Source organism: Corallococcus sp. 4LFB, assembly GCF_046520365.1.
GTDB classification, from domain to species: domain Bacteria; phylum Myxococcota; class Myxococcia; order Myxococcales; family Myxococcaceae; genus Corallococcus; species Corallococcus caeni.
Genome location: NZ_JBKGHJ010000297.1, coordinates 1 through 10,925 on the forward strand (window position 1 = coordinate 1; position 10,925 = coordinate 10,925).

Genomic DNA, 10,925 nt, shown 5'->3' on the forward strand with positions numbered 1-10,925 from the left:
CCGCGGCGCAGCGGGCCAGCCGCAGCACCAGCCGGTTGCGCAGGCCCTCATCGTCGCGAGCGCTGGCGTCGATGCCGGGCAGCGCGCGGTCGTAGAGCGCCAGGGCCTGCTCGAAGCGGCCCGCGGCCAGGTTGTAGAGCGCCGCGCGATCCACGACGAGGGGGATGAACCGGGCCAGCTTCGGCGCGGCCTCCACCATGGCCAGGGCCTTCTCCGCGGACCGCGCGGCCTCCGCCTCGCGGTTGACGTGCAGGAGGGCGCGGGCCCGGGCCAGGGCCACGGACAGCCCCGCGGCGCTGTCCGCGTAGGGCAGCTTGTCCCGTTCGTCCAGGTAGCCCAGGGCGATGTGGTGGTTGCCCACCTGCGTGTGCAGCAGCCCCAGCGCGCCGAGGAGCATCGCCTTGTAGCGCGGGTTGTTGCGCACCAGGTCCAGGGCGACCAGGTAGTGACGGTTGGCGCGCTCGGCGGCGGCGGGGTTGTGGCCCCGCAGGAAGTCCTCGTGGTGGATGGCCCCCATGAGGGCCTGCACCTCGCGCTGGTTCTTGAGCTCCTGCCACGCCGCGCGCAGCTCCGCGAGGCCGGTCTTCACCGCCCGCGCGTGCGCGTCGTCATCCAGCTTGGACAGCCGGCGCGTCGTCACGTAGGCCTTCACGAAGTGGGAGAGCGACTTCGCCTTGCCCGGAACGTCGGTGGTGACCTCCCGGATGATCACCTCCGGAGCCACGCCCGCGCGCAGACGCAGGCTGATGGACTCGACGGCGCTCTCCAGCGAGCCCGTGCGCCGCGTCACCAGGTCGAAGTCGGCGCGGGCCTCGTCCCTCCGGTCCCGCCCCATGCGGCGGTAGGCGCGGCCCAGCAGCGCGCGGCGGAACAGCCGCTCCGCCCGGCGGCGCTCCTCGGTGCCTGCCGGGGCATCGTCGACGTAGAGCGTCGCCAGGGCCTCCATCACGCCGTCGGCCCCCAGGCTCGCCGCGCGCTCGGCGGTGTCCTGCACCACCACGCGGCGGCGAAGCGGGTTCTGCTGCTGTTTGTAGAAGGCGACCAGCGCGTCCCGGACGGGGCGGGGAGGGCGCTCCTCGTGCAACGCATTGACGTGGTGGCCCAGCTCCAGGGCGAACGCATACGGCGTCCCCGCGGGCTCCGCCGCGAGCGCCTGGGCCATGGCCGCGTCCGCTTCAGCGTAGGGGCGTCCCCGGTACAGGGCGCGGACGGCGGCGCGCGCGAAGTCGAGCTGATCATCCTCCTTGAAGACCTTGTTCCGGGAGAGCTGGCGGCCCGCGGCGACCAGCGCCTCCCGGTCGTCCAGCTCGCGGTACAGCGCGTCCGCCTGCTCGTGCCAGGCCTCCAGCACCGCGCGCGGCGTGGTGTCCGTCAGCCGCGCCGCCTCCAGCTCCTGCCGCGCGAGCGTGAAGTCGCCGAAGGACCGCGCCAGCTCGCTGCGCACGACGTTGCTGATAGACGGCGGAGGGCGGGCTGGGCGCGGCGGCGGGGTCCAGCGCCGCCATGCGCTGGTGTTCGGCCTCCCGCAGCTCGTCCACCATGCGGCCCCGGTCGCGCTCCTTCAGGGCGCGCCGGTGGGCGATGAGCAGCCGCAGCGGCTCCGACAGCCCGGCGGTGACGGGGTCGTCCACCCCCTGCATGTGGCGGGCGTAGTAGTCCGCGGCGTCGAAGTCGCCGTAGGCCAGGTGGAGCTGGCTCAGGCGCATCATCAACAACCGGCGGAGCTTGGGCCGGGTCTCGAGCAACAGCCGCTGGCGGTAGAGCAGGAGCTGATCCGCGCGCCGGCCCACCATGCCCAGCTCTTCATTGAGGCGGGGCACGTCCCATCCGCCGGGCACCTGCCCATCCAGCGGCAGCCGGTACACGTCCAGCGACTGGCCCCGGGAGCAGGTCGTGATGAGCGACGCGGCGGTGGGGGAGGGATACTCGCAGCTCCACGCCTGGCTGGTGAGCTGGTCCGGGCTGGTGGCGGCGGCCCGCGCGGGCGCGTCGTCGCGCTCGGGGGAGAAGGGCACGCGGAACAGCACCCCGCTGTCGCTCGCGTCAATCACCCCGTCCCCGTTGGAGTCGGTGAAGAACTGCACCACGTACAGCGAGCGTCCGTCGCGCGCGAACACCGGCTGGCCCGTCTGCCCCGGGATGTCCAGCGCCAGCGGGACGGGCGCCGCGCCGGGGACATCCAGCCGGACGGCCTCCAGGTGGGGCGCGGCGCGCGCGGCGAAGCCCGGGCCCACCTGCCGCACGGAGCGCTCGACGGGGACGTACACCAGCCAGCGTCCATCCGGGGAGAAGGTGGGGCTGGTCAGGTTGCGCTCGAGCAGGGGCGTCACGTGCCATCCGGCCGCCAGCGCGACCTTCGACAGCCGCAGGTCGCCCTGGATGGTCGCGCGGCTCACCAGCGCGATGTGCGTGTCGTCCATCCACTCCGCCTGCAGCGCGCTGGTCTCCTCCTCCAGGCAGCGGCGCTCCTTCGCCTCCGGCAGCTCCCGCACGCAGAGCTGGCCGCCGGCCTGGGTGCGGAACGAGATGTAGAGCAGCTGCTTGCCGTCGGGGCTGATGCGCGGCCACGTCACGTCCGCGCCTTCGTCGAAGAGGCGGCGCTCGCGGCCCTTCTCCAGGTCCTGGACGAAGACCTCCGTCGCGATGTCCCGGTTGGACACGAACAGCAGCGAGTTCTCGTCGGGCCCCAGCTGCCCCAGGAACTGGTCTCCCATGCCCACGGTGAGCCGCTCGGGCAGGCGCAGGCGTCCGTCGTTCTCCTCGTCCTGCCCCCAGGCGCCGCTCGCGACGAGGACGGCGAGGGCCAGGACCCAGGGGGCTCCCCCGGGGGCTCGGAGCGTCAGCACTGCTTCTCTCCCCAGGTGCCGTCAGCGGCTTCCACCCAGCCGCCGCAGACGACCCCTTCCGCGTGCGCCTGCCGCCACTTCTGGCGCAGCGTCTCCTCCGGCACGCCGGGGCGCACGGTCCGCATCCACTGCCACAGCTGACGCCGGGCCCGGTTCACCCGCTCCACCATGGCGGCGTCGTCCGCCGACACGCGTCCGGCCGTGCACTGCTTCCGGGTGACGACCAGCAGCCCGTCCTTGCCCTCGCCCACGCAGTGCCGCCGCACCAGGTCGTCCACGCGGTCCGCCTGCGTCTTGCCCAGGTTCTCCACCAGCGGCGGGGGCTGGATGCCCAGGTCCTCCAGTTGGTTGGGCGTCAGCGGCACCGGCGTGGGGTTCATGCCCGCCCTGGCCAGCCGCCGCTCCACGTCCTTGTACGTGCCGGCGGCCTGCTCCTCGAGCGCCGTCGCCCGGTCCACCATGACGATCTCCGGCGCGCTGATGCACCCGGGAGCGGCGAGGGCGGCCACGAGCAGCAGTCCACGGCGTGTCATGGCAGGGCCTCCGGAGGGAACATGGGGGTGATGAGGCGGTCGACGATGGGGCCCAGGGGGATGCCCCGGATCTCGTCGATGCTGACCAGTCTGGCCAGTCCGCCCATGGTGATGAGCAGGCTGCCGAAGCCCTGCTTGAAGCTCACGCGCACGTGCTCCGGATAGCCCAGGCCCAACGCGTAGCGGACGCGGTTGGTGGCGGGGTCGGCGTGGCGCGGGTCCTCCAGGTCGAGCAGGTCCAGCAGGTGGCGGTTGCCGATGCGCAATATCTCCGCGCGCCCGTTGATGCCGCGGTCCCTGGCGGAGATGACCATTGCGGCGTTGCCGTCGAAGGGCTCGCCCCGGGAGGACTTCACGCCGGTCGCCCGCACGTGGGCCTCCAGCGTGGAGCTCTTGCCCTGCCAGTTCAGCATGCACTGGCCGGTGATGCGCCCTCCGCGGACGCCCATCTCCAGCTGGCTCATGGAGAACACGTTCTGGTTGATGGCCAGGTTGCCCGCCAGGGGCGCGACGGTCATCCACGGCGTGGTGATGCGGTCCGCGGACAGGAAGCCGCTGCGCGTGAGCAGCGGGTGCTGATCCGCGAAGCGCAGCATCGAGTAGGGATTGACGTCCAGGTCGTTCAAGAGCCGCACCCCGTCCTGGGAGACCTCCACGTTCTCCGTCAGCGGCACGTCGCCGTTGAGCGTCTCCACGGCGATGCCGGACTCGGGCATCCGCACGTTCACGTCCTGGAGCTTGAGGCTGGAGACGGTGCGGAAGACCCCCAGGTCCGGTGACGCCACGCGGAAGTCCACCGTGGCCTTGCCGCTGCTCTCCACCTGTCCCGGCCGCGCGAGGTGGGCCAGGTCCTGCTCCAGCGAGCCCCGCAGCCCCAGTCGCTGCTGGTCGTTGCTCAGGTCCAGGCGGCCCTGGACCTTCAGCTGCGTCTGGGTGCCCCCATTGGACAGCCGCAGGTCCGGGATGCGGATGACGCCAGCGGGCGTGCGCAGGACGGTGAACGACGCCTCCACGTCCTGGACGGGGTAGGGCAGCGCCGGCTTCTGCTCCAGCGAGCGGACCTTCACGGATTGCTTCAGCTCGAGGTCACCCTGCTCCCATTGGTCGGTGAAGGTGGCGGTGCTGTCGCTGGAGAGGCCCGCGAAGGTCAGCCGGCGCTCGTTCCTGCTGACGGTGAGCTTCTCCACCGCGAGGGTCGTGTGGATGGTGCGCCTGGAGCCCTCGGCGTGGGATTCACCCTGCCAGCGCAGGGCGGGGACGTGGATGGTCTGGTCCGGCTCCTTCCAGCGCACGCCGCGCAGGTCCACCTGGGCCTTGCCCTCAAAGCTGGCGGCGCGCGGGGGCATGGGGGCCAGGCGGACCGTGCCGTCGGCGCCGAGGTGCGTGATGAGGCCGGTCAGGGTGCCGTGCAGCTCGCCGGTCATCGCGAGCTTCGACGGGTCCACTTCCGGAGGCACCCGCGCCTTGGCCAGGAGCGGCGACAGCGGGCCCAGGGGCGGGAAGTCACCCGTCACGTCCACGCGGAGCGCGCGGGCCTTCCGGTTGAACGCCAGCGCCGCGTTCGCTGCGGCCTTCAATCCTGTGTGGCCGGTGAGCCCCAACCGGAGCGAGAGGTTCCGGCGGTCGACGTCGAACGTCAGCGTCTGGTGTTGGGCGCCCGCGTCGGTCTCTCCGATGCGCAGCCCTTCGACCCGCAGGTCCAGGTCTCCCTTGTGCTTCCAGTCGTCCCCCTGTGATTTCAACACGAGGGCGGCGCTGCTTGCGGACACGTCGTCCCAGCCCGGCCGTTGCAGGCTCAGCTCCGTCTGGTGCTCCACGCGGGGCGAGGGCGCGAACAGGGCCGTCAGCCTGCCCTTGGAGGCCAGCGTCACGGCCAATTGCTTCCAGGGGAGCCGTGCGGCGACGTCATCCGGGATGAAGGGCCGTGCGGCGACGAGGTCCGGCGTCCTCACGTCCAGCGTGTACGCCACGTCGTCGGTCCCCTTCGTGGCGTCCAGCGACGCGTGCAGCGTGCCCACGTCCAGCTCCAGCCGCGCGCGGCCTTGCCGAGCCGGGGCTCCTCCATGATGGGAAAGGCCTCGGTCACGTGGAGCTGCACGCGCGCGGGGCCCTTCAGCACCTCGCGGCCGTCGGTGGTGATCACTCGAAGTGTCTCCACGGGCAGGTCCGCCTTCAGCGCGAAGGGGGGCTTCGCCGTCAGCGGCACCTGGAGCTGGAAGCCCAGGCGCTCCGCGGTCGCACGGAGCCCGGAGGCACGGACGTCCAACGCGTCCACCCTGGCCGACAGGGCCGCGTCTCCCGCCACCCGGAAGGGCGAGGCGAGGTCGGGCCTCAGCTGGCGTCCCGTCAGCTCTCCGGAGGCCTTCGGAACGCGGAGCGGGGTGGCGCCTCCGACGTCGAGCCCCTGGAGCGCGAACGTGAGCCGGGTGGACAAACCCTGCGGATCATCCGGGGTCGCCGTCAGCGAGACGCGTCCACCGCCGAGCTCCACCCGGCGCGCCTCCTGGACGAAGAGGAGCTGCGCCACGTCCACGTCCAGCCCGAACCGGCCCTGGGCTCCCAGCTGGGGCACGTCGCTGAGCGTGACCTCCCGGGCCTCCAGGTGCGCCTTGCCGCTCTTGAGCGTGAACGGCACCAGGTCCGCGGGGATCCACCGCAGCAGCCGTCCCAGGTCCACGTCCGCCAGGGCCCTCGTCAGGACGGGCGGGACCTCCGTTGAATCCGGAAGCACCACCTGGGCCTGCACCTCGGCGCTGTCCGTCAGCTGCGTGCGGTCCAGGTCGATGAGGGTGTGTTGCTTTGTCACATCGAACTTCGCCGCCACCGCGCCGTGCAGCAGCGAGCGGAGCGCGAAGCGGGAGTCGAAGGTCTGCCGCGCGACGTCCAGGTCCACCTTCACATGCGCGGCCGAGGCGTCCGCCTCCACCGCCAGGGCCAGCTCCAGCAGGGCTTCGGCGGAAGGGACCGCGGGGCCTTCACGGTTCAGCGTCAGGGCCAGGGGCTTCCCGGTGTGGCCCAGGTCCACGAGGAGCTTCCAGCCTTTGGCCTGCGGCTTCGCTTCGACTCCGGCCTCGAGCCCACGCAGTGACCAGCGGTCCACCACCGCACCGCGCTGGACGCGGACATACGTCAGCGACACGCGTGACAGCTCGATGCTCGCGACGGGGAGCGGGGAGGCGAAGAGGTCCGCGACCTGCCGGGACGCTGCGGGCGAGGCTTCATCGAGCCGTTCAGGCTCCGCCGGTCCGGTCAGGTTCGTGAGGGACGTGGTCCCCTGATCATCCGCCACCAGGACGACGGTCGCGTCCCGCACCACGACGCGCTCCACCCGGACCGGTCCCTCCAGCAGGGCCCCGGGCGACCACGACACTTCCAGCGTGCCCACGCGCAGCAGCTCCGGCGCGACGGCCTGGAACGGCGGCGGGGTCCACACCACCAGTCCCTCCAGGCGCAGTCCGGAGCGCACGTCGACGCGCGCCGTCTGGTAGTCCAGCCGCACGCCCGTGGCCGCTTCCACCCGCGCGACGATGCGCGGCTTCAGCCAGGAGTGGTCGAGGTGGTGCAACGCGGTCACGACCGTGACCAGCAGGAGCACGACCGCCGCGAGGATGCTCAGGAGCGCGCCCGCGATGATTCGCGTCAATCGCCGACGAGGCCGTCCAGCACCGGGGGAGTCCATGGAGTTCCGTCGAGGCGACCGGCCAGCCCCCTCCTAGCATGCGGCGGAATCGGGCTTCAATCCGAGGACGCCTCGCGCGGGCCAGCCGCCCGGGCGCCGCTTCAACCGAAGCTGGACGGCGTCATTCCCGCGGTGCCGCCCGCCAGGGGCTTGTAGGGGAAGTAGAGGTTGCGCACGAAGCGGGTGAACACGTGCTCCTCGTTCCACCGCTGGCGGGCCATGCCGTACACGCCGGGTGCGCGCAGGTCGTGCTCGGAGACGCCGGTGACGAACTCGCGCTCGCTGTAGATGGCGAAGACCTCGTCCACCGCCGCGCGGCTGCGGTACGTGCGGAGCATCGTGCGGTAGACGAGCTCGCTCTCCTTCCGCGTGAAGGCCAGCCCCTGGATGGCGTGCGCCATCTCGTGGAAGACCAGGTACTGCTCCGACTCCAGCCGGTCCTGGCGCAAGGCAATGCGCGCCCGGGGCCAGTCCGGGTGGTCCCAGAACAGGCCCGCCGCCTGGGGGGACACGGCCCGGGGATAGCCATACTTCGCCAGCGTGTGCCCGGGGGGAATCAGCTCCAGCGTCAGGGGCCGCGCCGCCTCCATCCGGGCGATGAGCTGGAGGTTCCCGGCGAGCTGCCGGGCCAGCTCCTCCTGCACCCGCTTCACCTGCGCCGCCGGGGCGCCATACGGCTTGAGCTCCACCTTCGCGCTCACATAGGCGCGGGCCTTCGCGGGCCCTTCCGCGGGCGGACGGCCTCCGCGCGATTCGAAGACGTCGCCTCCCTCCAGCAGGGTGAAGGCGCTCAACGGCTGCTTGAGCCCGACCTCCGCCGCCAGCGGGGTGACGTCCGGTGTCGAGCCGTCCAGCGTCTCGTAGCGCTCCGGGGCCATGGGCTCAGGTGCAGCGCTTCGCCTGCTGCTTGCAGGAGTTGACGCAGCCAGAGGTCTGGGGGTCGGGCGTGAGCCGCTCCGCGTTGCCCTGCACGGAGTCCGGCGGCTGCCGCGAGGGGGGCGGGGAGGACCGCTGGCAGCTGTTGAGACAGGCGTCGTACTGGCCGCGGCAGGACGGCGTGAGGTTCGACGTGTCGAGCGTCGCGCAGCCGCACAGCAACGACAGCGCGGCGGAGAGAAGGGGGATGCCACGGACGAGGTTCATGCCGCGAGTCTAGGCTGGGAACCCCGGTGGATCATCCAGGGGCGTGGCGTTCCGGTGCGGCCGGAAGCGCTTCGCCGCTCACGGCCTCCGGGACGCCCTTCGCCTCCGCATCCGGCGTGCGCTCCCCAGCACCCAGGCCGCCCAGAGCAGGCCTCCGGCGACGGCCGCGGAGTCCCCCGGGCCCGCGCCGCAGCCGCCCACCGCCGCGGGCGTGCCCGGCGTCATCTGTCCGTCCGGAGCTGGCGCCTCCACCAGCCCCGGTGTCGGCTCAGGAGCCGGCGTTGGAGCCGGAGCCGGGCCCATTCGCGGCGCGGAGGGGTTGCCCGAGGTCAGCTCCTGGTAGCGCTGGATGAGCCGCAGCCGCGCGGCATCGAACGCGGCGCCGTCGTCCGGGACCTGCCACGCGGTGGGGATCAGCTCCCGCGCCACCTTGCGCGCGAAGTCCGGGTCGCCCGCGTCGCTCACCGCCTTGAGCCACTCATAGTCCTGCATGCCCTGGCGGATGAGCTTCAGGCGCAGCGACGCCACCGGCACGTGCGTCCGCCCGCCAATGACTGACGGAGTGCCCGGGTAGAACAGCGTCCCGTCTCCATTGCCATTGAAGTGGTACTGGTCCGTCCACGCCGTGTGGAGCATGCCCGCGGTCTCGTAATACAGCTCACCCGTCCCGCCGTGCAGGAAGGTCAGCCACTCCATCGCGCGCGCCTTCGCCGCCGAGCGGTCCACCATGTACGACGGCCAGCCCGCCCCCGGCAGGTTCTCCGGCATGCGGCTCCCCGGCGCGCAGCCGTGGCTCATGCAGCTCTGATACGTCCACAGCTGCGTCCCGGGACGCGAGAGGAACTCCGTGTACGTCCCGCCCTGGTCCCCCACGAAGCCCGGCTCCGTGCCGTCCAGGTGGTTCACCAGCGGCACCACGACGTCCACCAGGGGGGACAGACTGTTGTTCTTCAATTGGATGGAGTTCGTCGTCAGCAGGGTGCGGAGGCCCGGCGCGACCCGACGCACCAGCTCTCCCGCGGCCTGCACCTCCTCGAACGTCGAACCGTAGGGCGGCTCGTCGCCAAGCTGGACGAAGCCCTGGTCCAGCCAGCCGCGCTGCCGCAGGTGCTCGGTGAAGTCGAGCAGGTCCCCGGCGGCGAGCGGGCCTTCGTATTCCAGGCTCGTCATCCGCGCGCCGGACAGCCGCGTGGGCGCGGTGCCGTCCAGGTAGGGCCCCCAGGTCGCGTCGAAGTCACCCCACGGCGGAGGCCAGGGCGTGCGCAGGAAGATGCTGGGCAGCGTGAGGCGGTGCTCCAGCGCCAGCTGCTGGTAGCGCGTGAGCAGGGGTTGCAGCTCGTCGGAGGAACAGTCGTCCCGGCCCATGTGCGCGCGGCACAGCTGCACCGGCGACAGCAGGAACGCGGTGGCCAGCGAGGACGTGCCCGGCATCACCGCGTCCACCACCGTCAGCCTCGCCGTTACCTGCCGCTGGAAGCCCCCGTCCGCCTCCACCGTCACCGTGCCCACGTAGTCACCGGGCGGCGCGTCCTGGGGCACGTGCACGTCCACCCAGAGGGCGCGAGCCTCGTTGGCGGGCACGTCGAAGGGAAAGGCATTGCGCGTCTCCCGGGCGACCTCGTCCGTGTCAGGCACCAGCCCGTCCGGCCATCGCCCCGCCGTCAGCCCCGGCACGGACGCCTGCCGCACCGTGAGGTAGGTCTGCCGGTACAGCGTCACGTCCGGCCCCGTGAGCACCCCTGGTCCTTCCAGCGCGGGCAGGCGGGCGCGCACGCCCCGCAGGCCGACTTCACCGCCGTGCAGGGCCACCTGGAAGGAGGCGAACTCGTTGCGCGCGGCGGTGAGCCGCACCTCGGTGCTGCTCCCGGGGACGGTGTCGTCGGGCCGGACCTTCACCATCGGCCCCTCGCCCCACACCGCGGGGCCGGCCGCGAACACCGGCAAGGCCATGGACAACGACAACAACAACCCCAGGCCGCACTGTCGAATACCCAGCATGGGAAATGAATGGGCATGGACAGTGAACGGCTCCACCCGTCCCGGTTGATCAATGACCCAGGCCCACCAGCCCCCTGCGGCCTGTCTGGTAGGGGATGGCGCCATGCCCCAACGGGATGGGCGGGCTGCATGAGCCAGCCGGCGGCCCGCACCCACGCCTGGCGCCGACAGCCCATCACCGCGTCAGCGGACGATTGAAGTCTTCCCGCACGGGGATGCTTGCCGCGTGCAAGGAACGGGGTTGGCTGACGGGATGAGCGTCTGGGCTTGGGCACGCCGGTAGTAGGGTGCGCCGTTCGGATGACGGCGCGAATCCTGGGGAGAGCTCCGGTGGCTGGCAGTGAATGGCGGGTGCGGGTCCTGGGGCTGGCGCGGCTGTGCGGCCCCGGCGGTCAACAGGTGCGGCTGGAGCGGCGCACCGCGGCGCTGCTGGCGTGGCTGGCATTGCAGGGCCCCTCGCCCAAGTTCCCGCTCGCGGCCCTGCTGTGGCCGGATTCGCCGCCCACCACGGTGCGAAGCAACCTGCGGCAGCTGCTGCGCCGCCTGCGGCTGGCCACGGGGGACGAGGCCCTGGTGGAAGGCGACACCGAACGGCTGTCATTGGTCTCACCCTCGGCGGTGGACGCCGCGTGCCTCAAGGCCGCCGCCGGAGCCCGCGCCCCCGCGGAGGCGCTGGAGGCCGTCGGGGCCGAAGGCAGCACGCTGCTGGCGGGCCTCGACTTCGAT

At 72.2% G+C, this 10,925-nt stretch carries 6 protein-coding genes and 2 pseudogenes; 1 reads left to right on the plus strand and 7 read right to left on the minus strand.

The features are described from left to right. The 7 genes and pseudogenes from ACLEQD_RS27160 to ACLEQD_RS27190 form a co-directional block, all read right to left on the minus strand. A pseudogene (locus tag ACLEQD_RS27160) lies at positions 1 to 2,846 on the minus strand (hypothetical protein); the annotation flags it as partial. Next, positions 2,840 to 3,379, minus strand: a complete 540-nt coding sequence (locus ACLEQD_RS27165) for a DUF1318 domain-containing protein (RefSeq protein ID WP_410387850.1) — start codon at positions 3,377 to 3,379, stop codon at positions 2,840 to 2,842. The gene ACLEQD_RS27165 and the pseudogene ACLEQD_RS27160, both read right to left, overlap by 7 nt. Then, positions 3,376 to 5,397 (minus strand): hypothetical protein, encoded by a 2,022-nt coding sequence (locus ACLEQD_RS27170; protein WP_410387852.1) that lies wholly within the window; start codon positions 5,395 to 5,397, stop codon positions 3,376 to 3,378. Before ACLEQD_RS27170 ends, ACLEQD_RS27165 begins: the two co-directional genes overlap by 4 nt. Then, entirely contained in the window at positions 5,328 to 7,022 is a 1,695-nt protein-coding gene (locus ACLEQD_RS27175) for an AsmA family protein (RefSeq protein ID WP_410387854.1), read from the minus strand. Before ACLEQD_RS27175 ends, ACLEQD_RS27170 begins: the two co-directional genes overlap by 70 nt. A 137-nt stretch (positions 7,023 to 7,159) precedes the next feature. Continuing rightward, a complete protein-coding gene (locus ACLEQD_RS27180; protein WP_410387856.1) occupies positions 7,160 to 7,936 on the minus strand; it encodes a hypothetical protein in 777 nt (258 codons plus the stop codon). Between the two features lie 4 nt (positions 7,937 to 7,940). Continuing rightward, positions 7,941 to 8,201, minus strand: coding sequence for a hypothetical protein (locus ACLEQD_RS27185; protein ID WP_410387857.1), 261 nt, complete (start codon positions 8,199 to 8,201; stop codon positions 7,941 to 7,943). Positions 8,202 to 8,279: 78 nt separating this feature from the next. Next, complete coding sequence (locus ACLEQD_RS27190) at positions 8,280 to 10,199, minus strand: glycoside hydrolase domain-containing protein (protein WP_410387859.1); 1,920 nt, start codon at positions 10,197 to 10,199, stop codon at positions 8,280 to 8,282. Between the two features lie 330 nt (positions 10,200 to 10,529). Here ACLEQD_RS27190 and ACLEQD_RS27195 point away from each other — a divergent pair. Further along, positions 10,530 to 10,925: pseudogene (locus ACLEQD_RS27195) on the plus strand (AAA family ATPase); the annotation flags it as partial.

Bases quoted from the DNA above. Each gene is read 5' to 3' on its own strand.
- ACLEQD_RS27190 (WP_410387859.1), bottom strand. From the start codon at position 10,199: ATGCTGGGTATTCGACAGTGCGGCCTGGGGTTGTTGTTGTCGTTGTCC.
- ACLEQD_RS27185 (WP_410387857.1), bottom strand. From the start codon at position 8,201: ATGAACCTCGTCCGTGGCATCCCCCTTCTCTCCGCCGCGCTGTCGTTG.
- ACLEQD_RS27165 (WP_410387850.1), bottom strand. From the start codon at position 3,379: ATGACACGCCGTGGACTGCTGCTCGTGGCCGCCCTCGCCGCTCCCGGG.
- ACLEQD_RS27180 (WP_410387856.1), bottom strand. From the start codon at position 7,936: ATGGCCCCGGAGCGCTACGAGACGCTGGACGGCTCGACACCGGACGTC.